Source organism: Secundilactobacillus angelensis (genome assembly GCF_012641075.1).
GTDB classification, from domain to species: domain Bacteria; phylum Bacillota; class Bacilli; order Lactobacillales; family Lactobacillaceae; genus Secundilactobacillus; species Secundilactobacillus angelensis.
In genome coordinates this window covers 1-25,306 of sequence record NZ_JAAXLJ010000029.1, presented here as the reverse complement: position 1 = coordinate 25,306, position 25,306 = coordinate 1, and the positions used below count along the sequence as shown (strand labels likewise).

18 protein-coding genes and 4 pseudogenes are annotated in these 25,306 nt (G+C 41.7%); 11 read left to right on the top strand and 11 right to left on the bottom strand.

Annotation, left to right across the window (positions count from 1 at the left end; genetic code table 11):
• Positions 1-206 precede the first annotated feature (206 nt).
• Entirely contained in the window at positions 207-791 is a 585-nt protein-coding gene (locus HC026_RS11545; RefSeq protein WP_063487336.1) for a recombinase family protein, read from the bottom strand.
• Between the two features lie 373 nt (positions 792-1,164).
• Between HC026_RS11545 and HC026_RS11540 the strand changes: the two genes are divergently transcribed.
• Both HC026_RS11540 and HC026_RS11535 read left to right on the top strand, forming a co-directional pair.
• Positions 1,165-2,403, top strand: coding sequence for a glutamate--cysteine ligase (locus HC026_RS11540; protein WP_138429024.1), 1,239 nt, complete (start codon positions 1,165-1,167; stop codon positions 2,401-2,403).
• A 150-nt stretch (positions 2,404-2,553) separates the two neighbouring features.
• Positions 2,554-3,237 carry an IS6 family transposase gene (locus HC026_RS11535; protein WP_074426899.1) on the top strand — a complete coding sequence of 228 codons (684 nt, stop codon included), beginning with the start codon at positions 2,554-2,556 and terminating at the stop codon, positions 3,235-3,237.
• 426 nt (positions 3,238-3,663) lie between these two features.
• On the opposite strand, the gene HC026_RS11530 is transcribed toward HC026_RS11535, so the two are convergent.
• The 3 genes from HC026_RS11530 to HC026_RS11520 all read right to left on the bottom strand — a co-directional run bounded on the left by HC026_RS11530 (position 3,664) and on the right by HC026_RS11520 (position 7,571).
• Entirely contained in the window at positions 3,664-4,995 is a 1,332-nt protein-coding gene (locus tag HC026_RS11530) for a dihydrolipoyl dehydrogenase family protein (protein ID WP_168926073.1), read from the bottom strand.
• Positions 4,996-5,072: 77 nt separating this feature from the next.
• Positions 5,073-6,044, bottom strand: a complete 972-nt coding sequence (locus HC026_RS11525; protein WP_144903274.1) for an ABC transporter ATP-binding protein — start codon at positions 6,042-6,044, stop codon at positions 5,073-5,075.
• Positions 6,045-7,571 (bottom strand): ABC transporter permease/substrate-binding protein, encoded by a 1,527-nt coding sequence (locus tag HC026_RS11520; protein ID WP_168926072.1) that lies wholly within the window; start codon positions 7,569-7,571, stop codon positions 6,045-6,047.
• A 237-nt stretch (positions 7,572-7,808) separates the two neighbouring features.
• Here HC026_RS11520 and HC026_RS11515 point away from each other — a divergent pair, with 237 nt between their 5' ends.
• Positions 7,809-8,795: an MFS transporter gene (locus HC026_RS11515; RefSeq protein ID WP_232843743.1), complete on the top strand. Its 987-nt coding sequence runs from the start codon at positions 7,809-7,811 to the stop codon at positions 8,793-8,795.
• A 74-nt stretch (positions 8,796-8,869) separates the two neighbouring features.
• On the opposite strand, the gene HC026_RS11510 is transcribed toward HC026_RS11515, so the two are convergent.
• Both HC026_RS11510 and HC026_RS11505 read right to left on the bottom strand, forming a co-directional pair.
• Complete coding sequence (locus HC026_RS11510) at positions 8,870-11,086, bottom strand: heavy metal translocating P-type ATPase (RefSeq protein ID WP_168926071.1); 2,217 nt, start codon at positions 11,084-11,086, stop codon at positions 8,870-8,872.
• 251 nt (positions 11,087-11,337) lie between these two features.
• Positions 11,338-11,769, bottom strand: a complete 432-nt coding sequence (locus HC026_RS11505) for a CopY/TcrY family copper transport repressor (RefSeq protein ID WP_002816262.1) — start codon at positions 11,767-11,769, stop codon at positions 11,338-11,340.
• A 280-nt stretch (positions 11,770-12,049) separates the two neighbouring features.
• Here HC026_RS11505 and HC026_RS11500 point away from each other — a divergent pair.
• A pseudogene (locus HC026_RS11500) lies at positions 12,050-12,837 on the top strand (IS5 family transposase).
• Here HC026_RS11500 and HC026_RS11495 read toward each other — a convergent pair.
• Together HC026_RS11495 and mobQ are read right to left on the bottom strand one after the other, a co-directional pair.
• Positions 12,831-13,437, bottom strand: a pseudogene (locus HC026_RS11495) (DNA topoisomerase); the annotation flags it as partial. The pseudogenes HC026_RS11500 and HC026_RS11495 sit on opposite strands and share 7 nt — an antisense overlap.
• Before the next feature lie 119 nt (positions 13,438-13,556).
• Positions 13,557-15,617: a MobQ family relaxase gene (gene mobQ, locus HC026_RS11490; RefSeq protein WP_168926069.1), complete on the bottom strand. Its 2,061-nt coding sequence runs from the start codon at positions 15,615-15,617 to the stop codon at positions 13,557-13,559.
• 269 nt (positions 15,618-15,886) lie between these two features.
• Here mobQ and HC026_RS11485 point away from each other — a divergent pair, with 269 nt between their 5' ends.
• Positions 15,887-16,096, top strand: coding sequence for a hypothetical protein (locus HC026_RS11485; protein ID WP_168926068.1), 210 nt, complete (start codon positions 15,887-15,889; stop codon positions 16,094-16,096).
• 19 nt (positions 16,097-16,115) lie between these two features.
• On the top strand, positions 16,116-16,394 hold the full coding sequence (locus HC026_RS11480; protein ID WP_168926067.1) for a hypothetical protein: 279 nt from the start codon (positions 16,116-16,118) through the stop codon (positions 16,392-16,394).
• On the opposite strand, the gene HC026_RS11475 is transcribed toward HC026_RS11480, so the two are convergent.
• From HC026_RS11475 to HC026_RS11465, 3 genes and pseudogenes are all read right to left on the bottom strand, one after another.
• Positions 16,384-17,205, bottom strand: a complete 822-nt coding sequence (locus tag HC026_RS11475; protein WP_168926066.1) for a Fic family protein — start codon at positions 17,203-17,205, stop codon at positions 16,384-16,386. The genes HC026_RS11480 and HC026_RS11475 overlap by 11 nt on opposite strands.
• Positions 17,206-17,255: 50 nt before the next feature.
• Positions 17,256-17,453, bottom strand: coding sequence for a hypothetical protein (locus HC026_RS11470; RefSeq protein ID WP_063204059.1), 198 nt, complete (start codon positions 17,451-17,453; stop codon positions 17,256-17,258).
• A 155-nt stretch (positions 17,454-17,608) separates the two neighbouring features.
• Positions 17,609-17,935 (bottom strand): annotated as a pseudogene (locus HC026_RS11465) (replication initiator protein A); the annotation flags it as partial.
• Between the two features lie 1,448 nt (positions 17,936-19,383).
• Between HC026_RS11465 and prgP the strand changes: the two are divergent.
• The 5 genes and pseudogenes from prgP (at position 19,384) to HC026_RS11435 (ending at position 24,697) form a co-directional block, all read left to right on the top strand.
• A complete protein-coding gene (gene prgP, locus HC026_RS11455; protein WP_168926065.1) occupies positions 19,384-20,289 on the top strand; it encodes a ParA superfamily DNA segregation protein PrgP in 906 nt (301 codons plus the stop codon).
• Complete coding sequence (gene prgO, locus HC026_RS11450) at positions 20,267-20,542, top strand: DNA segregation protein PrgO (RefSeq protein ID WP_060416928.1); 276 nt, start codon at positions 20,267-20,269, stop codon at positions 20,540-20,542. The genes prgP and prgO overlap by 23 nt, the downstream gene beginning before the upstream one ends.
• A 468-nt stretch (positions 20,543-21,010) precedes the next feature.
• Positions 21,011-21,940: pseudogene (locus HC026_RS11445) on the top strand (IS30 family transposase).
• A gap of 146 nt (positions 21,941-22,086) precedes the next feature.
• Positions 22,087-22,986: an IS982 family transposase gene (locus HC026_RS11440; protein ID WP_168926064.1), complete on the top strand. Its 900-nt coding sequence runs from the start codon at positions 22,087-22,089 to the stop codon at positions 22,984-22,986.
• 190 nt (positions 22,987-23,176) lie between these two features.
• A complete protein-coding gene (locus HC026_RS11435; protein ID WP_168926063.1) occupies positions 23,177-24,697 on the top strand; it encodes a mucin-binding protein in 1,521 nt (506 codons plus the stop codon).
• The last annotated feature ends 609 nt before the right edge of the window (positions 24,698-25,306 follow it).

Here is a 25,306-nt window from a genome sequence, read left to right as displayed (position 1 = left end):
CACTTGAGCTTATTAATCAACGACCATTAAAAATCCATCATCAACAGACTGCCATTGAAAGTTTCCGGGCTTGTTCGGATTAAACTTGTAATTTGCCAATTACTTATCCAAAATGCACTAACCTCTATTAGTTTTATTTCCATATATCTGTTATTTCACTCCTATTTAAATTTTTTCTTCACTGCCCTGCTTATTTAATGAGAAATTTATCTATACACACTGAATTTCTTTCGATACCGAATAAAGGTTGTCCGCTTAATCCCAGTATTTCGAGCCACATCCACATCGCTCATACCATTTTGATAAAGTTTAAAGGCATGTAACAAACGGGGATCATCTTCAGCGTATTGAGGCTTGCGACCATGATATTTGCCCTGCTGTTTGGCTAGGGAAATCCCTTGTTGCTGACGCTCAATGATCCGCTTACGTTCACTTTCAGCTTGGTATTTATAAAGTTCAATAATGAGGTTGGTCATGAGTTGACGTAAATTGGGGTCAGCAATCCCCGTCATGGACGGCAAATTCAACACATCTAGGGTGGCCCCCTTATTTTGAATGGTGTTCATAATCTTAGTTAAGTCCTGGTTGTTTCGGCCCAAGCGGTCTAATTCAGTAACCAAGACAATATCACCTTCACGGATATAGGCCAGCATCTTTTGCAGTTCTGGCCGATTAGTGTTAGCCCCACTTAATTTATCCGTAAATAATTTATCAACGCCTCTTAAAGCAGCTAACTGTCGATCTAAATGTTGCTCCTTGGAACTCACGCGAGCATAACCGATTTTAGCCATTTTCAAGCCTCCTTTTGGACAGTTCTAATGAACATTTGTAATTCCTAGTATAGCACAGAAACAAAAACGGCCATTAGGGTATACCCTAGTGGCCTTTTTTGATCCATTATCAATGGCTTTTTAAATTAGGGCCTAGTACTTTTGGAATGGAAATACTTTCCAACACCAAAAACTCTAGACCCGATATTATTACCCTAAAAACGAGTACCCGGTAATACTGGGTACTCGTTTTTTTGATCCTTTGGATGATCAAGCAGGGACGCGCGGAAACTCATTTCGTAATGGTAAGTCAGCTAAATAATAGGTCATAATCAGTGAACCAAGGTCGGGACTATGCTACGATAAATTTAGATTGAATCAGCGAGGTGAGTGGATGGAGTGGCAACAATTATTAATGGAAAATACGGCGTTGATCAATGCACAGGTTGTTCAGATTGGGCTGGAACGGGAAGGCCAGCGGGTAACGGTGACCGGTCATTTGGCGGATACGGCATTATCACCAACACTTATCAGCGAGTTGTCCGGCCTGCAACGGGACTTTGCGGAGACACAGTTGGAGTTAGTCACCCAACCGCAAGCAAGTGCGGTTGCTGCGTTGCACGCCTTAACGATGCTCACACAACAAGTCCGGCAAAGGCTTCTGCCTGAACTGATTTGGCCGCTAAGCATGCCGCCCACACTTCCACGAGAAGACCGGGATATTCCAATTGCTAAGTTGGATGCGGCCGCTGTCGCCTATCGACAAGGACTTGCTCACCGCTATGGCCGACGACGTCAAATGTTGTCAGGTGTTCACTGTAATGTGAGCTTAGCGGCTAGTCTGATGATGGGATTGTATCAGGCCCAGACAGATAGTCGTGATTTCACTACCTTTCAAAATCGCTGTTACCTGCACATTGCGCAGAATTATTTGCACTATCGCTGGCTACTGACGTATCTTTATGGCTGCTCACCACGCTGCTGGCCACAGTCTGGTCTTACGCCACCAGCCCAGCCCGTTCGAAGCTTACGCAACAGTTCTAGCGGGTATACCAATCGGCCGGGTGTTACGGTCTCGTACGCGTCGTTAAATGACTATTGTCAAACACTGCAAGCGGCCGTTGATAATGGAAAATTAAGTGCGACCAAGGAATTTTACGGTCAGGTTCGATTGCGTCATGCCGGTGGTCATTCACAACTATGTCAGGATGGGATTCAATACTTGGAATTACGTAACTTAGACCTGAACCCATGGGCCGGTGCGGGCGTTGATCTGTCCCAACTGACCTGCTTAACGTGGTTCGTTTTACTGATGCTCTGGTTACCAGTGCCAGCTAGTACGGATAATTGGATTCAGGCGGGTCAGCGCGCCAACGAACAAGTTGCCATCGAAACCCCCATGCAAGTGACTCGACAGCTAACTGAAGGCGAACAACTAGCTGACGCGCTACAAACTATGGCTACCAGTTTACATCAACCACACGCGTTGCAAGTCGCCCAACATATCTTAACTAGTCTGCACGACCCGGCCAACACACTCGCGGCCCGCTGGGAACAACAAACAAACGATTCGCTCGAACGTGCAACCCAACTTGCACTCCAGCTGGCTGCGACACCACATTTTAATGCTTGAATATACTGAAATCGGCGTACACACGTGTTGGCACGTTAGGACGCACATCGGCGGACGAACAACAAACCAACTAATAAGGGTTCTGGTGCAAATTTTCCTCGCTGACTTGATTTTAGTATACTTGGTACCAAGAAACGAGGGATTGCGCGCATGAATCACTTTAAGGGACGCCACTTTCAAAAGGACATCATCTTAGTAGCCGTTGGCTACTATTTCAGATTCAGTCTCAGCTATCGTGACATCGTTGAATTGCTTCGGGATCGGGGTATCACTGTTCATCACACCACGGTCATGCGTTGGGTTCATCACTATGGCCCCATCTTTAAGGCTCTATGGCGTCGGCATCAAACAGCTCACGCTAAAAGTTGGCGAATCGATGAGACCTATATTCGAGTTAAAGGCCGTTGGGCCTATTTGTATCGCGCTATTGACAGTAACGGTTTGACCATGGATTTTGAGCTACGAAAACACCGCGATTATACCGCATCCTATCACTTTTTGAAGCGTCTCTTGACGACCAATGGTCGGCCTGATCGATTAGTCACTGATCAATATCGGGCAACACTGAAAGCAGTGAAGCACCTGATAAAGCAAGACTATTTTAGCAAATCAGCCCACCAATGTTCCAAATATCGAAATAATTTGATTGAACAGGACCACCGATTCATTAAACGTCATCGTGTCCGCTCAGCAAGCTTTCAAAGCATTCGAACCGCTAGTGCAACGTTGAGCGGTGTGGAAATTGTTCACGCAATACGCAAAAGAACCCGACGAGAGTTAAGTCTCATCGGGTTCTCAGTCGTGGACGAATTAGAAGCATTGTTAGCTGCATAACCTTCAGCATAGGATCAATAGCTGGTTAGATGGTCATCTCTCACACTGTTTGCACCAGATCCATTTAGATTACTCTTTATTGAATCTTGGCCTATATATGAATCATACTGCGAAAAACCTTCTCTAATAAAAGATCATAATTAGTTGTAAGAATCATTTGGGGCGTAACTCCTTGTAGCGCTTTTATTTCAGGGTTATTCCAAAGACTATCGCTGTTCAATTGTGCATCATGTTTCTCTATGATTTTGCTAATTGAGTATTTTAAAAAATATCTTTATTCTCTGTTTCATAGAATAAATAACCAGGATACTCTTTTTTGTGTTCGGCGAATTGTCAAACTAAGTGCAACGGTTTGTCAAAAAATACTTCATATGGGGTTTCATAGTTTAACACTTTGCGAGGACGTTGATTTAATTCAACCACACATTAATACAAATATTGTAAGTCACTAGCCGGCGTTGGGTAAGCCAATACCAACCGTTGTAAATCTGGTAAAGTCACGTGTTTTTCAATTAACAACGTGAAGTAGTTAATCATCTCGTCGGCAACATCACTTAGAAGGGTAGCACCCACAACCTGCCCACTCGCTTTAGCAACCACTACTTTAGCTTGGGCTTGTTGTGCGCCAAAGCGGTAATAAGTGAACCACTTCGTCATATCAAGTGTATTGACACGATACTCATCTGGATGCTCAGTCGCCGCGGCCGCGCTGATCCCGACTTGCGCTAACTTGGGCGCTGCAAAAACCTGCGTTGGCACAACGGGATACTTTATGGCTGCGCCGGGATGCGTCAACTCACCGACCAGATAACGCGCTTCAAAACCTGCAACTGGCGTTAACTTCGGTACCGGTGTATCGCTGACATCCCCAATGGCATAAATGTGCGGGTTGGCCGTCTGCAAATGATCGTTGACTTGAATCCCATGCCGATCAAAGGTAACGCCCACGTTGGCTAGACCTAACTGGTCCGCGTTCGGAATCCGTCCCGCTGAGCTGATGACCAGATCCGTTGTCAGCTCGAAATTATCAGCTGTCAATTGTAGACCGGTCGCCGTTTTAGTAATTGCTTGGACATCCGTATTCAAGTCAAACGTGATTCCATCAGCCGTCATTGCGGCCATCAAATCCTTAACCAAATCTGCATCAAAAGCTTTTAACGGGCGGTCATTATGATGAATCACGTGCACATCAGCGCCAGCGGCATTCGCAATCGTCGCCAATTCAAAGCCTACGTAGCCACCACCTACGAATGTCACGCGTTTAAGCATCTGGTCCAAATCTAAGAAGTCAGTGCTCGTCTTAAAGTATTCGTGCCCGGTAATCGGTAGAATCGCCGGACGCTGACCAGTGGCAATCACGTAATCAGTCGCACTGACTACTCGATCCCCGACCGCTAACTGATTGTCGGATTGAAAGTGCGCTTGACCATGTAACGTCGCAATATCTTGCCCCTTTAGTCCGTTCAACGTCCCATCGTTGATGCCATCCGTATAGCCTCGTTTATGCGCCATCAGTGCTGGCCAATCAATTTTGGGCGCAACAATCAGGCCCTGCCCTTGTAAATGTTGCGCTGCTTGTCGCGCTTCAACGGCGCTTAATAGGATTTTCTTAGGGTCACAACCGCGGTTAGGACAAGTGCCGCCCCACAGATCCGCTTCAACGATCAACACTGTCTTGGCCTGAGCCTTTAATCCGCTAGCCATGGCATTGCCGGCTGGTCCGCCACCAATCACAACAACATCGTACTGTTCCGCCATTCGAAATTCCTCCTTAAATTCATTAGCGACCATCAATTATCACAACCTAGTGTAACTGATTCATCCTTAATTGACGATTAAGATACTTCTTCATATTGACTCAAGTAAGCCACGATTCGTTGGCTATCCAAATAGCCAACAACCCGATTTTCTTCCGTGACCGCCACATAATCGTGATCTGTCAATGCCGTAAAGGCAGTGCGTAACGTGGCTTGAACGTCTAACGATTGAATCCGACCACTCGCAACACTGGGTTTTTCTGTGAGATAACCCTGAATAAGCCCTACACGCCCAACGTAGACATCATAGACATTTTTAGCTCGGCTCGCGCCAAAGAAGTTCCGCACAAAGTCGTTCACTGGATGCTGAGCCAGAGCAGCCGGCGTATCGACTTGTATTAACTGACCGTGTTGCATGACACCGATCCGGTCACCCAACTTCAACGCCTCATTCATATCATGCGTCACGAAGACGATCGTGTTGTGATAGCGGGCGTGTAGCCGTAAGACCAAGTCTTGCAATTGTTGCCGCGAGATGGGGTCTAACGCACTAAATGGTTCATCCATCAAAACAATATCTGGTTGCGCCGCAATCGCCCGTAAGATACCGATGCGTTGCTGCTCACCACCGGATAATTCTGACGGCATCCGGTCACGGTATTCCTTTGGATCGAGGCCAACTTCCGCCAATAGCTCATCAATCGTTTGATTAATTTCCTTCTTAGCTGTCCCTTTCATTTCTGGAATCACGGCGATATTTTGCGCCACCGTCATCGTTGGGAACAAGGCAATTTGCTGTAAGACATACCCCATTTGCCACCGTAGACTTCGGACTGGTATCGTGGTTGTATCAGTACCATTAACTAGGATTTTACCAGCCGTCAATGGCTCTAAGCAGTTGATCATTTTAAGTGACGTCGTTTTGCCACTCCCAGAAGTCCCTACCAAAACAAATAGCTCACCCTGGTCAATCGTTAAATTAAGGTCGGGAATCACGGTCTGCCCATTAAAGTCTTTCTGGACGTGTTGAAATTCAATTGCCGTTGTCATTTAACGTCCCTCCTTCAATAAACCGTGCTTCACAAGATAGCGATGTGCAACCGTCGAAGCGGACTGCTTCTTAACATTGACTTCATAGTTCATTTCTTGCATATCAGTTTCTGAAATCTTTCCTGCTAACTTATTCAACGCTTTAACGGCCTTAGGATGTTTGTTGGCAAAGCTCGTCTTCATCAACGGTGCCCCTTGATACGTTGGGAAGAAGTGCTTGTTATCCTTCAATAAGGCCAAGTGATACTGCCGTAATTCACTATCCGTCGCATAGGCATCTACCAAGTTGATTTTCCCCTTACTGATAGCTTCATAGCGTAGCGCCGGCTCCATCGACTTTGCAGTCACGTTTAACCCATAAGTCTTCTTGATTCCTTTTAAGCCATCATTACGATCAATAAACTCTAGGGTCATTCCGGGTTTCAGAATCGATTCAACTTGCGTTAAGTCGCTGATTGTCTTCAAATGATGTTCTTGTTGAAATTTCTTAGTCACTGCCAATGCGTACGTATTGTTATACTGCATCGGCTTCAAGTAAGTCATTTGTTCCTGTTTAGCGAGGCGCTGTTTGGCGAGCTGATAGGTCTGGTTAGCTGTTTGACCAGCTGGGTTATTTCCCTTACCTAAGGTCTCCAGCACCGAGCCAGTAAATTCAGGATAAATATCAACCTGATTATTCTTTAACGCGCTGAATAAGAACGTGGTCTTGCCAAAGTTAGGCTTGAGCGTCACATGAACATGCTCATCTTCAGCTTCAATCAGCTGCTTATACATATTAATCAAGATTTCTGGTTCAGAACCGAGTTTACCTGCAATCGTAATTGTTTCAACTCGATTGGCATAAACACTATAAGCCCCGCCACCACCTAGTAAAGCTAAAATACCGACAAAGACAATTAAGGCGTGGCTTGGTTTAGCCGTTTGAAACCACCGAACGAGCGCACTCAGCAGAATTGCTAACAATGCTGATGAGATAGCCCCAATCAATAATAACGAGGTATCATTACGGTCAATACCGAGCATGATAAAGGTCCCGAGACCCCCAGCACCAATCAAAGCGGCCAAAGTAGCCGTCCCAATAATTAAGACGAGCGCGGTCCGAATCCCAGCAATGATCTGTGGTAGGGCAATGGGTAGTTCAACTTTAAACAACTTACGCATTCGTGACATCCCAAAGGCATCGGCGGCCTCTTCAATTGAGGCGTCAATTTCTGAGATACCCAAATAAGTACTTTGAAAAATTGGCAGTAAAGCATAGATCACCAGCGCAATTACTGCTGGCACCGTTCCAATCCCAACTAACGGAATCAATAACCCTAACAGTGCCAAAGACGGAATCGTCTGTAAGACACTCGTGAGCTGTAATAATCCCTCGGCCCACCGTGGTCGTCGAACGACCCAAATAGCCAACGGAATCGCAATTACCATTGCGATGACTAATGATGCTAATGAAATCCCCAAGTGTTGCCATAGCGCAGTCAGCAAATCCCCGCGTCGATCTATAAACGTCTGTATTAATGTCTGCATGCTAACCTCCAGTGCTCACCTTTATTGCTTAATAACTTCTTAATTATCCATGTATTTAATCGTAGCATAATGCGCCAAAAATCATAGTAATACGCACCGGCAATTCACTAAATTTTGTAACTATTGTAGTTTCACGTTAAAATTATTCATTAATTTAAAATGAAGCTGGCTAGTTTTTACAAAGCTATTAGATGAACCACTCAATGGATTATCATTACCACTAAGGAGGCCCCAACAATGGCTACGATTCATCTTTACCTTGCCAGTACCAACCACCAATCGACCAACATCACCGCAACAACCCCCGCTGCCTGTTTCGCTATTATTCTTTCCGTATCCGGAACGGTCTTTCATGTATTTCCACTTTGGCTCATTTTTATTTCATTACTGATGCGGTCTTGTGCGCAAACCTTCCAGATGCCAACGATTCAATCGGTAATGCCCACAATGGTGCCAGACAAAGAAATTACCCGTATGAACGGCCAACTGGGAATGGTGCAATCCGCGAATATGATTATTGCCCCAGCACTGGGCGCGTTTTTATTTGCGTTTATCCCCATCGAGTACTTGATTCTGTTAGACGTACTTGGGGCCATCATTGGGATTTGTATTTTAACGTGGGTTCAAATTTCTAACAATGAAAAAATTGATCAGCCAATGCATGTGCTCCACAACACCCGCTTGGGGATCAAACAACTTACGAACAACAAGGGCTTGTGGTACATTACGTTGATCGGCGCCGTCTTCACACTAACCTACATGCTAATCGGCGGCACTATCATTGGCCTCTTTGGTAAGTGGCAGGACCGGATGAAGCCCGTAATCATCGCGTTTTTCCTGGTTGGCATTCCAACCGGTATTAGCGGCATTTTGCCAGGTAACCAAACCGGATTTTTATGGTTCGCAGCTTTAAACATCATTGAAGGAATTGCGACCCCATTTTTTACAACGCTTTTAATGGCAATGATTCAACAAAGTTATCCAGCAGAAGAGTTAGGGCGGATTCTAGGCGTTTTGAATTCTTTGTTGAATCTAGCTGGACCAATTGGCTTAATTTTTGCCGGTCCCCTAGCTGATGTGATTGGCATTGAACGCCTATTTGTGATTGCAGGAATCGGTGCTGCCATTTGCGGGGTGGTCGCGGTGTTAATGCCAATTACCAGGCAATATGACATTAGGCTGCATCAAAAATTGGCGAAATTAACTGAGCAACCAGATAAGTAATTAACATGATGATCAAAAAGAGGAGAAAGACCAGACTACCAGCTGATCTTTCTCCTCTTTTTGTCATCACTTAATTACACGTTTTTAATCTTTTTACCAGTCAATCCCATCGCATTAATTGCCACGATAATTGTCGACATCGCCATGACCGCAGCACCAACGGCTGGGTCTAGAATGATTCCAATAAATGACAACACACCGGCAGCGAGTGGAATTGCGACAATATTGTAGCCTGCTCCCCACCAGAGATTTTGAACCATTTTCCGATTTGTGATTTTAGCCAAATCAAGAAAATGTAAAATATCGCTGGGTTCTGATTTAACCAACACAACATCAGCGGAATCAATGGCAACATCGGTTCCGGCGCCAATTGCAATTCCAATATCGGCCGCGGCAAGACTTGGTGCGTCATTTACGCCGTCACCAACCATGATGACGTGATTGCCCTTTGCTTGATAATCAGCAATAATCTTTTGCTTATCATCTGGTAATAGGCCTGCATGGAATTCAGTCAATCCTAGTAAGTTAGCAACGTGTTCCGCGGCTTTTGGATTATCGCCAGTGAGCATTACGGGGGTAATTCCTCGCCTCTGAAGACCACTAATTAATTCCTTAGCACCCGCTTTGATGGTGTCACCTTCAGCAACCATTCCTTGAACTTGGGTGCCCTGCAATAGGAAGCTGACGGAATTACCCTTAGCAGCCCATTTATCAGCAGCAGCCTCGTCAAACCTGATCCCTTGCTTCGTTAAATAGTTACCATTAACAATCGTATAGTCAGTGCCATCAACATTACCGGAAATACCAACGCCCGGAATATTTTGAGACTTTTCAGCCGCAACGACTTCAATGTCCTTCGCTTGGGCTTCAGTAATGATTGCTTGGGCCAGCGGATGAGTCGAATTATTTTCAAGGGCGGCCAGTCGGCTTAATAACGTTGTTTCGTCAATCCCATCATTTGGAATCAATGCATTCACCGTAAATTTACCTTCTGTTAACGTGCCAGTTTTATCCAAGAGAACGTGGCTAACATGTTGACTTGCTTCAATGGCTTGGCGATTTCGAACTAATAGCCCATTTTGAGCGCCAATCGTAGTAGAACGAGAAACCACTAATGGAATCGCTAATCCTAATGCATGCGGGCAAGCAATCACGAAGACGGTCACCATGATCGTCATTGCAGTCGCCAATCCCTGGGGTAACCAGGCAAAGAAAGCAATAATCCCAACACCAAATGCCGCGTAAAATAGATACTTGGCAACTAAATCAGCTTTATCTTCTGCTTTAGATTTAGTTTGCTGGGCATTTTGAACCATTTTCATTACTTGAGAAAGATAGCCGGAGTCACCAGTACCACTAATTTTAACCGTTAGCGTCCCGTTATTATTGGTTGCACCACCAATGACCTTATCGCCAACGTTCTTGGTAACGGCAGCAGATTCACCGGTTACCAGTGCTTCATTCACGGTCGACTCCCCAGCCGTAATAACACCATCGGCTGGAATACTCTCACCTGAACGCACTTGGAAAGCTTGACCAACTTTTAAATCAGATACTGGCACTTCTTTTGTTTCACCATTATCTGTAACTAGATGGGCCGTCTTAGGCAACAGGGCCGCCATCTTTTGTAAGGCATCCCCAGCCCCCATCAATGCATTCATTTCAATCCAGTGTCCTAGAAGCATAATTAAAATCAGGGTTGCAAGTTCGAACGAAAAATCCATTACATGATTTGCCGGGTTCAAGAAGTTGTTGGCAATAAATGCGTACAAACTGTAGAAATACGAAACGGAAATTCCAAGGGTTACTAGCGTCATCATTTCAGGAGATTTATCCTGAATTTCCGCTTTAGCCCCCTTTAAAAATGGCATTCCGCCATAAAAGTAAAGTGCTGTATCAAACAAAACGATGATAATGCCAACAATTAGCGGTGAACTGAAACTAAGGATGGAAACGTTTAAACCCATGATTGGTGCTAACAGTAAAACTGGAATCGCTAAGACAACGGAGACCCAAAATTTAACTTTCAAATTCCCCATATGCATCATTGAGCCACCGTGCATCATCATGTCGGTCCCAGCCATATCCATATCACCGTGATTCATGTTCATTTGGCTGTGATCCATTTCGGCCATATCGTGGTCCATGTTCATTTGATTATGATCCGTTTCGGTCATATCGTGATCCATTTTCATGTCATCATGATCCATATGACTCATATTTGATTCATTATTTTCCATATTCTTAGCACTCATGTTTTTCATGTTCATCTGGTCCTCTTTATTTGCCATGATTATCGACCCCCCTAAAAATAAGTGTGCGTAGCAAAGCGGTTAGAAGCCGGAATATAAGTTCCTTGTGTGGAAATCCCCGGGCTCGGGATTTTTCCACCAGGTTCTTATATTTAGGCTTCTGCTTTGCGGAGCACCATGCCACTATATGAATGAGAATTACGACAAAAATTCATAAGTTTCCGCCATCAGAAATCCCAGATTCTGGATTTTTGTGCAGCAATCCTAAAAGTAAACAGAACACCACAGTCTTAACACGTTTGATCACCTGGCAAGCAGTTACACTGAACTTCCTCGGGCGCTGTTTTGGCCTTTTCAGCTAGAATCGCCTGTAAGTTCGCAATATCCGCCCGTGAGAGTTCCCTTGACTGAATAACGCCGGCAATTGTTGAACCAGCCCGCATCGCACACATATGGTCAAACAAATCATCTGCCGCTGCCGCCATTGATTCCTTCTCGCCAACAACCGGCTTATACGTGAATGGTCGACTGCCGCCATGCTGCGCAACCGCCTGTTTTTGAATCAACCTGTGAAGTAGCGTTTTGGTTGTTGAAGCTGACCAGCCTTCTAATTCGTTCATAGCATCGATTAGTTCACGACTAGTCGCATGTCCCATTGTCCAAATTGCTCTCATAACCATCCATTCAGAATCGGTGATGGTTACATTCTTTGCATCCTTCAATTGGCTTCCTCCATTAATTGAATTCTAAGTTTACGTTTGTAGTCTCTTAATACTTATTAGTTTACAACTGTAGTCACAATAATGCAACCTTTCTGCCAGAAAATACCATGACATTAAAAAAACGCCTAGATAATATTCCAGGCGTGGTTTGATACGATATGTTAAATTAATGATCTGGGAATTTTTGGTTTTCTTGTTAGTATGGTGAAATGCCTCTTAGAACCTGTCTAGTATCTGCTGAATCTGGTAGAATTGTGGAAAACCGACTGAGGAGTTTGTCATGCCAGATTATCCAAGCAATATTTCTCGAGCGCAATTTGCGTTAATACAACCTGATTTAGAAAACTTCCGCAAGCATACAAGACCGCGTCGTTATGATCTTTATTACGTATTCAATGCCATCCTTTACTCGCTTACTACAGGGTGTCAATGGCGTGAATTACCGCACGATTTCCCGGAATGGCACACTGTCTACCGCTATTACGATGTGTGGTGAGATAAACCAGACCCGACAGCTGATTCGCTATTAGAAAGGCTTTTAAAAAAACTGTTTCTTCCTATCGCTTTGCACAGGGCCGATCGGCCCGAACGTCGTTTGTGATTTTTGATGCTCAAAATGTTAAAACCACTGATTTAACGAAAAATAGTGGCTACGATGGCGGCAAAAAGATTTCAGGGATTAAGCGTCATATTGCGGTTGATATTAATGGTTTACCACAAGCCATTCTCGTGACACGAGCTAATGTATCAGATCGTTCAGGTGCATTGGCTATGTTTAGTTTGGCTAGCCAAACTTTAGAGCTGGTTCAGCATGTCATGGTTGATGGTGGCTACACTGGCAATGACTTTGCGGATCAGGTGAAGCTCATTTTGAATGCTAAGACGACGGTAGCTAAACGCAACGAGTTGCATATGTTCACGGTGTTACCGCAACGATGGATCGTTGAACGTTCATGGAGTTGGCTAGACAAATGTCGGCGACTTTGGAAAAACTGTGAACGTGCCCTTAACAGCAGTCTTCAAATGGTTGTATTGGCCTTCCTGAAGATAGTTCTTAAAAGATACTAGACGGGTTCCTAAAACCAGGTCGTAGACTTGTTGCTGTAATTTAGGCAAGCTAGCTAGTTTCTCTTTCGTCGGCACGACTTTAGTCATGATAATGGCGTAGTGTTCTTCAACCTTTTTTCCATTAACATAGCGCTTATTTGGGGTGGTATTGGTTAAAGCGACTGGCTTAGAGACCAAACCCAGATACTTCGTCAGATTAGCCACTAAATACTCAAATTCTTCATCAGTGATATAAGTACAATCGGTGCGGGGATAACTGAGTAGTTTGTCTTCGTATAAGCTTTGAATAGCCGCTAAGGTTTGGCTGGCACTGGCGTGATAACGTTTATTCATGGCACTTTGGAGACTGGATAGTGAGAATAGTTGGGGACTAGCACGCTTTTTGCCTTGTTTTTGGACGTCCTTGATTAAACCGTCCTGCGAGCCTTTATGAACGTGTTTAGCTCGCATGAATGTCATTAGCCCTGATTCGTCTTTAAATCGCTGATAGGAGTCTAATTTTGCGACGAATTTTTGCTGATTAGCTACAATTTCCGCATTTAGTTCAAAATAGGGTTCCGGCTTAAAGTTTTTGATTGCCTGGTCTCTTTGATAGACCATACACAAGGCTGGCAGCTATAGGTAACTAATCGAGCACGCTCTACGTACCAAATTTTTATCAATATAAAATACATTATGGGCTACCATTCATACCAATTAACCAGTCGCTAATTTTGTGATTACAAGTGCATGCCCCCATCTTCATGCCGGTTTCGAGTTTGGTGTTGCCGTTGCTTTTTCGTCATTTCCCACTCAGTCTCCTTTAAACCTTGCGCCTGTTTTTGCTGTTCGTAATCTTCATCACGGGCATATAGGGCGGTCATGATTGCGTTACTAAAGGCCGTCTTTAAGTAGTAGCTTGGACTAACTGGCTTGTAATTTAGCGGTTGATAATGTCCAATATTTACTTTTCTATACTGGTCGTCCTTGGCTTGTTGCTCTTTTAACTGCATTTGGATTTTCTCGATCTGACTGTTCTTAATCGTCGGATCAGCTTTGCATTCGCCAAAAAAGAGTTGTTTAGTACCATCATGCTTTAAAACCCGTTGTAAGTGATGATTTTCTAACTGATCTAAGCTCAGCTGTCCCGATAAATAAGCTAGTCCTTGTTGATGTTCTTGGGGACTGAACACCTGTGGTGGATTTGCTTGCCACTGTTCAATTGTTTCAGCCTGACATGGCTTTAAAATAGGATCATAGTACATCACGGCTGTATAGGCTTGTTCCTGTTTAATCATTGGTAATTCATTAAAATTGCCATTAGGAAAGGCTCTTCTTAAAACTTCCTGGTATTGGGTTTGAATAACTTGCTTAACAGCCATGATTGTTCGCAAATCTTTGACTGCGCGAGTAATCTTTTGCTGCTCGGTTGGTGAATACTTTTCTAGTAGACCTTGATCAACGTGTTCTAGACTTTCTAAGCTATCATCATGAATCATCAGCGTATATTTAAGCTCGATTTTGACTTCCTTTTCTTGTTGCATTAATAACTTCCAGCCAACGTATGGCCGTTTGGTAAAGGTCAATAATTGTTGGGCCAACAAATCATCACGAATGTTCATTAAACGTTCGTTTAATTCACTACCCTTGAAAACTGTTTGTTCGCTATCGGTTTCCTTAATTAATTCTCGTCTTTCAGCTTGCGTGGTCTGTTCAAAATTAAGCTCTGGATAAAGTTTTTTAGTCGTGCGATCAACTACTTTATTTAAGAGTTCATCTGCTTTTTTGAGTGAGCTTTCTTGTTGGTTAATTGTCAATAATTGTTTAGTCACATCTTCACCAACCGCATGTTTAATTAAGGTGCTGTTTTTCCAATTAAATAGCATGCGCCGTTTATCATCTAAGTTCTCCAAACCGATATAAGTTTTCAGTTCATGGCTTAACTCTTTAACTACCCGTTTTTCATTAAACGAGAAGTGTTTACTTAGGCTATCCAAGTGGCCTCGATTAACTACTTTCTCCTGCATATTTTTATAGCCAGCTTTGGACTTACGATAGTTCTTAACTTGTTGATTAAATGCCTTTCTTTCATGCCGTTTGCTATTGATTCCCTCGTGTTGCATTGGTGTGTCAGCTATTCCCTGTTCCACAAATGATTTTTCACTGATCCGATCAGGAATGTTTTTTTGCTCTAAAGCCTGATTTACACTTGCCGCCCAATTGTGCCGCCATTCAGTTATTTTTTCTTTTTTATCCCAGTCAACCAACCAAATTTTTCGGTTTCTCACATTCCCTGCAGGGGTCTTAGTTTTATTACCATGACTATCTAAAATGTATTCTGTTTTTGTTTTCTGTCCCCAAGTACCATCGGGGTTAAATGGGCGATTGGTTAACATCACGTGTGCGTGTGGATTATCTGGGTGGTCGCGATGAATTGCCACGTCGGCTACCATGCCTTGATCAACAAAGTTTTCTTGCACGTATTTATTTAATAATGTTTTTTGTTCATCTACACTTAACTCAATTGGTAAAGCCACGTTAAACTCTTTTGCATACCGTGAGTTTAATTTACGATCTTTCTTTTCAACTTCATTCCACAACTGCTCTCGATTACTGGCCCATGCTGGTGCATTTTTGGGTATTAAAATAAAGCTTTCTGGCATAACTGATCGGGCATAAAAATAGTGGCGGCATTCTTTATCATCAAATAATTTTTCACCGCTTCGATAAGCAGCACTGGCAATGGCACTTCGTCCTTTACCGGCACTAATATTACTAAAACTCATATGAAATATTGCCATATCAGTCACCTTCTCACTTTGATTCTATGGGTTTGACTTTGTTGTCGCCATCGGCGACTTCTAATACAGGTTTTAATGGGTTTAGCACAACGTCATCTCTGGTGACGTGTAAGTGCGCATTGACCTAGTTTCACTCGGCCTTCTGATTCTCTTAACTTTAACTTAGTGTATGACTTCCGCTTCGCTATTTCAACTTTTATCCTTTGACTTAACGTTCTCTGTATAATATAGTGTCGGTGATTATTTTTAATACGATTGGAGGGATCCTTATGTCTCAAAGTAACTTAGAAAAACAAGAAGCCAAATTAAAACAGCTTAATCAAAAGATTAAAGCTGAAAAAAATAAAATTGAACAAAATCTCGGTAAGCAAATCATTAGATCAGCCAATTTGGATTATGGGACACTTACCACTCCACAGATTAAAATGATTGCTAAAAAAGTTTCCGCCTTTTTAAATCAAGCTCAAAATAACCGATAATAGTTAGGTGGTAATGGCTATGCCTAATCAATATGAAAAACTAGTTGAGCAACAAGCGCGTTTAAAACAAAAAATCGAGCGGGAAGATTTTAAATTACGGCAATCTAAATATTATGAAAGCCGGCAAGACCGCAAAGCTCGTTCTCGCCGATTAATTCAAAAAGGGGCTTTGCTTGAAAAATATTTTCAAGCTGATAACCTTTCGGTCGAACAAACCGAAGAGCTTTTAAAAACATTTGCCGATTACGTTAATGCCCATAAGCCGAATAAGCTCAAAAACGATCAACCTAATAACTAGGCCGATCGTTTTTATTTTCTGGATCATTTTTTGGCTTAATTTCTGGGTTTTGATCCGCAAAATCTTTTAATTGTCCTTGGATTCTTTTACCAATTTCGTCTTCAACTGATTTAAGCTCTAAGTTTGCTCTAATTTGTAATCCTTGAATGCCATTGTCATATGTCCACCGTTTAATTTTAGCCATGTCATTAGTTCGATAATAATTGGCAATTAGTTCGTTCCATTGATCCCACTTATCTAACGGCACATTGATTAAGCCTGCACCACCGTCAATCATAATTTTATTAGCACTTAAAGTCGCCGTCCTTTTGTTCCCGTCCCAAAAGATTTGTTGGCGCATATTATGATACATAACAGTCAATGCTTTATCAGTGGTCGTTGTTTGCGGATCAGCCAAAATTTTTTGTAAAAAGGATTGTTCTTGTTTTTTGTTAATTAAGGGTGGTTCAAAAAAGTCTTCACTGCCTAAATCAACTCCTCCTTTTCCTTGCCGTAATTCTCCTGGTACTAAGGCGTCTTCCGCGGCCACAATCTTGTTAATTTGTTTTTCCATGGTTAACGTTAAAGGGGCATTTTGATCAGTGATATATTGCCACCCACGCTTTAAGTTAACAATTGTCAAAATATCTTCAACAGGAACGCCTGCCACACTCATGCCGTCCATAATGGTTTGTGTTTGCGGCAAAGTGGTATTTACGCCTTCAAAGCGGGCATTAGTGTGCACTAGCTTGGTAAAATTTGTTCGAGCAAACCGTTTGTTTTCTGCAACTGTAAATTGATACTTGTCCATATATGCTTGTGTCTTAGTCATATTTTGTACCTCCTTTTCATTCCAACCACTGATTCATTGACTCGTCCATGTTAAATCACGAAATGCTTTTCGTTGATAATTTTTTCTTGCCGTTTATCTAAGAGGTAAGTGTGTAACGCGTCAAACAACTTGCGCTTATCAGGGTCTGGATTATGTGCTGCTTGTTCCCAAATGCCTTGAATATTGACTGTCCAGGGGTCAGCCAACAATTGCTCTATTTTTTCGACTTCTTTGCTTGGTTTGGTCATTTAAAAAACTCCTTTCCCATCTTTCTAGATTAGTTATCGCCTATTCAGCTATTTAAGGCGCCTATTTTAGCTTCTAAACGGTTTTAAATCAGTTTTAATATAATTATGTGTCGAACACTTAAAACGGCTTAGATGAGCTTATATGCTGTTTAATTCTAAAAGCGCTCATTGTCAGCGTTTTGCTCTTCGGGGTGGTTGGCCGCATATTCTCTAGCCGCTTGTTTATTCCACCAAACGCCAAATAGGTTTTGCATGGTGCCGTACAGGTAGTTTTCCACGTTCTTGATGTGCTTCTCATTGCTTCTTAGGGCGTTAAAGTAACGTCTCAAGGCTTTAGTCATTAAAAATTTAAGTTCTTCGTCGTCCAGTGGGATTATGACGCCAATATCTTTATGATCCTTCTCAACTCGGTACTTAGCATTTAAGATAATACCAACGAAGCGACGTATCTGTTGCGGGGTACGGCACCAAAAACTAAGCAGTATTCATCATGTTACAGCACCCAAGTAAAAGCTACGAAGATAAAAACATTCATCCTCAAAATATGTAACCTAGAAAAAAGGCCTCCAGTGTTAAACCGGGAGCCTTTTTTAGTATACCAATTTCTAATTCACATAAGGCAGCTTATTCCAAGTAACATGAACGCACCCCGGTACTTCCACATTCCGTTATTTTACGCTTGTGAAATTGGCTAAAAAAAGGAATGGTCTAGGTCTTAGATTGGCTTTAGTTGGGAAAACTGTCTTTGTGAAATTCTCTTAGCTTTTCCCTAGACCATTCCTTTAAACTGAACTGTCTCATTCTTAGTATTCACTAAAAACTTACCAATGTTTCCTTGATACTCAACCGACACTTTGAACGAATACTTATAATTTACTCGAGTATACCGAATACTGCCAATTTTTCCCTGATATCCTTGACTATGCAAAACTCTCTTCACTTGGTTCCTTTGTCGCTCAGTAATTCTTGAGGAACTCCGATAGATTGTCTTCTTAACGATTACATCTGGATTCAATGGAACAATGTAATCCTTACATTCCAACAATGCCACCAACTTTCTTTGGAATATTGCTTGACGCGTTACGTTTTTCCATTCAGTTTAGAGGGAGTGACGTTTTGAGCGCAGAATTGTTCCCTGAAATCAGCTATTTGGAATAACTGAACCAGAGTACAATTCTACTACTAAAAGTTTCCCCTTAGTTCGTCGGTCGTTAACGCCCGTCGCTTGTCTGTACAATTGCGGTATTGCTACCACCACTCATTATAAACCTACGTTTTCGGTTTAGCCTACTAAAAAACGCCCTAGAAGGCGTTGATGATACGTATTTATTTTTGTTCGATCACCAACTAATCAATGGCACCAAGCCGAAGCTTCGTTTTACCACCCGCGCCGTTAATGGTCGCGCTCACCATTCACCACCCAGCCGTACAGATAACCTTGTTGTGGTATAGCCAGATTTATTGAAGTCGCCCTGGCAAACGTGTCCCCTTGGATTTAGACCCCAGCTTGTCCCCTAGGGCTTTAAAAATCGCACCGGCCATGTTATAATAGTCGTTAAACAATATGACTTTTATGTGTGGCGCTCACCAATTCCAGTTGGTGGGTGTTTTTTTATGTTCTGTTTTAATTGCACAACTAATAATAGACGCTTTTATGCCAATTGTAAAGGCAAATCGTAAAAGTCTCCTTTTTCAAAATGTTTAAAAGGAGACTAGTACACTAGGATAAAAGGAGACAAGGAGACTAGTGTACTAGTGCCCCTTTTATACAAAAACAGGTCTATATTTAACAGCTTTATGCTTTTATCTCCTAATCTCTTAGTGTATAAGGAGACAAGGGGATTAGTACACTAGTACACTAGTCTCCTTAATTTGTTTTATTTAATGTAAAAGTGTACTATTGCATTAAATACATAAGTGAGGTGTCCAAATGGGATATGTTATTGTAAATGCTCAGCAAAAGGGCGGCGTTGGAAAAACAACCGATACTGTCATGGAAGCTGTTGTTGCCTCTTCATTTTACAACAAAAAAGTTTTAGTTATAGATACCGATTTGCAGGGAAATGCAACACAGTTCTTAGCTAAAACATTTCAAGTTTTGACATTTAATCAATCATTCATGAGCTGTATAGAAGATGGTTCCTTAGAAAAAGGGATTGTTTCTCTTTCTGATAACTTGGATTTAATTGGCTCCGATTACGACACAAGAAAATTTGGAGATTTCCTTGATAATAAATTTTCCAGTATAAGTGATCGAACTTTTTATCTTAGCAAGCTAGTAAACAAAATAAAAGATAGATATGACTACATATTTATCGACGTTCCTCCTTCGACAGATATTAAAGTTGACAACGCCATGGTATGTGCTGATTACATTATCGTTATTCAGGAAACACAACAATTTGCTTTCGATGGGTCTAAACGTCTTGTCTTAACATATCTTCAAACATTAGCAGACGATTTTGGGGATAAAGTTCATTTTCAAGTTGCCGGAATACTTCCAGTCTTGCTACAGGCTAAACGTCCACTTCATCAAAGAATCGTAAAAGAAACAATTGAATATTTTGGAAAAGACAATGTATTCAATAATATTGTAAATAACCATGCGAGATTGGAGTGGTATGCAGCTCAGGGGATTCAGTTTGAAGATTACCATGACAAGCGCGTTTGGGGACTATTTGCTGATATATTCTCTGAACTGGAATTAAGAATCAAGTCCTTTGAAAATACAGGAGATATAGAAAATTTCACTTATGCTCATCAGTTTATAACTGGTAACAAGCTTACAAGCAAAGGAAAGGTGATGACTGTCAGTGGCTTTGATCAAGCGAAATAATAATCAGCAGGTTACCATTCAAAAAAAAGCTAACGTTTCAAGAGATTTAGACGCTTCTAAATATAAGAGCTATCAGCGGAAGACACTGAAGGTTGATCCTCCAGTTTACGAATTAGTAAAAACAATTTCTTACGTAACAGATGTGAAAATGTATGATCTCGTTCGTGAGATGGCAAATATTTATCTAGAGAAAAATGTAGATGTCCGTGACCGTGAAAATATAATTCGAATGATAAACCAAAAAGGAGAATAGGAGATTAGGAGATTAGGAGATTAGTCTCCTATTCTCTCAGACGACACGTTCACTTTTTAGACGTATACTTGTCCGTTTAAATGAAGTAGAATGTACACAAAAAAGGCCACCCACCTCGTAATGAGATGAGTGGTCATTTGGTTGTGTCAATCTTGAAGGATTAACTTAATCCTAGCACTATTTACTTTTGAGTTCACGTACATCGCCTTCAACATTGTCTAGGCGTTCGTTGATAACCTTATGCTCACTTCTACTAGCAATAAATTCTTCACGTAGGGTAGTTTGCGAATCAAACAACCGTTCAATTCGCTGGCTGCTATCCTTCATACTTTGGGCAATGTCTTGCAGCCTATCCGTAAAAGGTTTCATGATAGATTGTAAAATTAATCCGAACGCTGTTCGGACAAAAAAGATCAGCTTCCTTTAAAATGGTGTTTACCACAAACCCATTTTTTAGGAGCTGATCTTTTGTCTAGTATAACCTATTCTGAACGAATTAAAATTGAAACCTTTTGTGAGCTAGGACTGACCAATATCCAAATGGCTGAGCGGTTAAAACGATCTCCGTCTACGATTTCTTATGAATTATCTCGTTGTCAACCTTATCAAGCCGAATTAGCACAGGCCAACGCTGAATATAAACGGGCGCATTGTGGCCGAAAAACTAAACTGAATGCCAAATTAAAGCAAACCATTCTAAACCATTTACGTCTAAGCTGGTCACCAGAAGTGATTGCGCATGAGCTTAAACTAGCCACTAAATCTATTTATAATTGGCTATATCAGGGGAAAATTGAATTCTCCTTGAGTGAACTACCTGAACATGGGCTACGCTAACGGCGTAACCTTGACCAACGTTCTAAATATAATCAATCATTAGGGCGTTCAATTGAACAACGACCAATTGTGATTAACCAACGTAACCGCATCGGTGATTTTGAAATAGATACAGTGGTTGGACCTCGTGGACATAGCAAGGCTGCTTTATTAACGCTAATTGATCGCAAATCACGTTTTCTTTGGGCTTACCGATTAAAAGATCGGACAGCGGCGACTGTTAATGAAGCCCTAACTATGTTTCTAACAACTTTTAAGGGACCGGTACACACCTTTACTGTCGATCGTGGAACTGAGTTTAGCAATCTAGTGTCATTTGAACCACAATACGGTATTCAGACCTATTACTGCCATGCTTACACGCCCGCTGAACGCGGCAGTAATGAACGATTCAATCGGAACTTACGTTATTTTTACCCTAAGGGGACTTGTTTTGAGCACATTAGTGCTCAAGATTTAACAACGACGTTACTCGAAATTAACCAGCGCCCCCTTAAAGTACTTAACTGGCAAACACCTTACCAAGTGATGCTGACTAATTTGTCAAAAAATTCGGATTAAATTTGCAATCTACCATTTAAATTAACGCGTAGTGCTAGTCTCGTAACAATTAACTGAATGGAATTAAAAACTGGATCAAACTGCATGAAAAAAGCCCGCATTTGCGGTAACTTCTAAGGCGACTAAACCAGAAAGAAGAATCGTAAATGCAAGGCCGCCTTAAAGTTAGCTCTAAATCCAATTTAATTCAAGTAACTATTCAGAAATTTATCAAAATTGTTTCGCCGCTCTATCGACATTTGCCGAAATCAATTCGTTTTCGCCAAAATTATCGGCAATTAAAAGTCGCTGATATCACGATCTTAGCCTGCATGCTGACTCGAATTGAACTGCGTGATCCTTCAGAAACACACTTTCATCAAATGCTGGTCAAGTCCGGAATTATTGTGCCAGAACGTAGTCGTTATAACCGCCGCTGCCGCGATTTAACGTTTGCTATGAAGCTTGTTCGCAAACAACTATTACGCAAGAACCAGCCAAAAACAACCTATGAAGTCATTGACAGTGCACCAATAACTTTAGTTTCAGCCAGACGCAGTAATCAAGCCAAAGTTTTACGGGGTATTGCCCATAAGGGGTTTAATGCCACTAAAAATGTGTATTATTATGGCTTCAAACTACATGCGATCATGAACAACTCAGGCTATTTCCTTAACTGGGAATTGACACCGGCTAATGTAGACGACCGGTATGTTGCCGAAGAACTCTTGACCAGAACACCAGCACATCAAGTTTTAGCTGACGGCGGCTACCTCAGTCGTTCATTACAAAAGCGGCTAAAGTCAGAAGGTATGAATTTTTGGTTTCCATTGCGCAAAAATATGCGGGCTGCTAAACAAGTCAATTCGTCATTTCTGAAGGATCAACGCCGAAAGATTGAAACAGGGTTCAATAATCTGAACATAGTGGGCCATTTTGAACATCCTGGAATCCATACCTTAAGCGGCTTAGATAGTCGTTTAACTACTATGTTTCTATGGAATGTTATCAATGTTCATAATCAATTAGTGCATGGACGAAGTGGGTTAAAACTGACGATTAATTGAAATATTACAGAACTAGCACTACACGTTAAATTAATAACACACTATTTTAAACGTCTGATTGATTACTTATTGATGTTACATTTAGCGTTTACAGTTACTTAAAAATGAGTTACAATCACAAGAAGTAATGAATTCATCATTCTTAAAATATGAATTTTTAAAGACAAATCATATGGAGATGTTTAATAAAATGAATTCCAAATATCGATTACACTATAACTACTCCAAAAAACGCAATTCGATAGCAGGACTCATTCTGTTTTCGGTTGGGTTAGGATTGAGCTTTACGCAAGTTACACAAGCAAAGGCTGAAGTCATGTCTAGTGACAGTGAAAGCTCAAGTGAGAGCTCATCGGCTGTTATGCAAGTACTTCATAATAAAGAAGTTGCTTTGAAAGCGTCTACAACGTCAGTGACACAAGCAAAAGCGGAAGCTACCGCTACAACACCTAAATCGTCGGCAACAGACTCCCAAGTATCATCTACTTCAGCACAGCAACCCACGATTGCTGTTCAAGATGACCAGTCGTCAGCTAATACTTCATCAGATAAACCGTCAACAACAGTCGCCGCTACATCAAAGAGCAAACTTTTAAATACAACCACACCAGTTATCACCAAATCAACTAATGTCGATGCGTCAGAATCATCGGGTACCTCAGAAAACACCACATCAAGTACTAATAATACCGCTAGTTCTGGAGATGATGACCAAAGTGTTGATATGAACGGAATTCATCACTATATTCCACTCCATCCTGAACGTGGCGCTGATCCGAGTGATAATCGGTGGGGGGCTCTAATGAAATACTGGGATACTTGGTACGGAGTAGGTTATCAAGTATCTGATTCGAAGCCAGCCTTAAGTGCTCCAGGGAACCTAATTTGGCCAGGATCTGGGAGCACAGCAGTCTGGCCAGTAGGATCTGACTACGCATCAATGAATCGATTCATTACTCGAACAATTGAATACCGTGACAAATCAACAGGAGAGTTAATTACCGGTGTAACTCCAGTTGTTCAAAAGGTTCATTATGGAGTTGCGTTTGTGATGGATTTAGTTACTGGCGAAATTTTAGGATATATGACACCAAATACGAATGGTACATTTCCTGATAAACCAACGATTCAACATCGTGCTGATGCATGGTATGTTATTGGAAATAGTAACTTTACAGCCGTGACTTCTCCAGACTTATCTGCCAACGGTTATGGGCAACCTGATATAACCGTGGTAACTTCATCGTCAGTTACCGCTGACGATACGGATCAGACAATTGTCGTTTTCTACACAAAACCGACGCCAACGACTCCTACAGAACCTTCCCAACCCGCGCCTAGCATCCCAACCAGTCCCAACCAACCGCAGCAGCCGATCACGCCTAATTTTCCAACTAAACCAATTAAACCAACTAAACCAACTAAGCCAATTAAACCAACTAAGCCAATTAAACCAATTAAACCAATTAAACCAACTAAAACGACTGACCTGATTAAAAACAACTCTAATAAAGATGATTCAGATTCATTAGTTAATAGCGATAGACAAGGGCTAACTACCAAAGAAACTTTGGCTTCTAAAAAACAAGTAGCACTACCCCAAACTAATGAGAGATCAGAAAATTCGGTTTCAGTTTTAGGCGTCTTACTACTAGTTTTAGGCAATTTAACCGGTTGGCTGATCTTCAGAAAAAGTAAGAAAATCAATTAAGTAAGTGACAAAGAATTTAAGCATAGTTCTGATAAGAACAAGACTTTATTAATTGGTCTATGTACTTTTGTCAGCACACTATCACTGAACATAATTAAACACAAGGCTGACTTTCTTATAGTTGAGTTAGTCCGTTTTGTGTTATCGAATTGTCAAATCAAGTGCAACACCAAGTTGAATAAAAAGCCCCATAGCGGGTACAATTACTTAACGACCAAGAAAAGTAAAGGGGTGCTCGCTTTAGGCAATCACCATCCTACGGCTCTTATGATGTAATTATGGTCAACCTGTTCGCTATAATTATCTCAAAGGAGTCTTTTATTATACCCACTAAATCTTCTAGCAATTGGATGTAAGCTGATTCCTGAGACAACTTTTAAGAGAGCGTATAATGAATAAATCGTCTCTCAAAAGGAAGGAATTTTTGGCAAATTCTATAATTAATCCGAACAAAAATAAAAAAAGGCCCAAAGCAATCCCTTACAATGGTAGTAGTTAATTCCAACCAGTTATAAGGAGTGATTACTTTGGGTACTTCTACTTTATCACGTTTTCAACGTGGTGCGCTAGCTCAACTGGTCAGTGAAGGCCATCATACTTACCAAGATA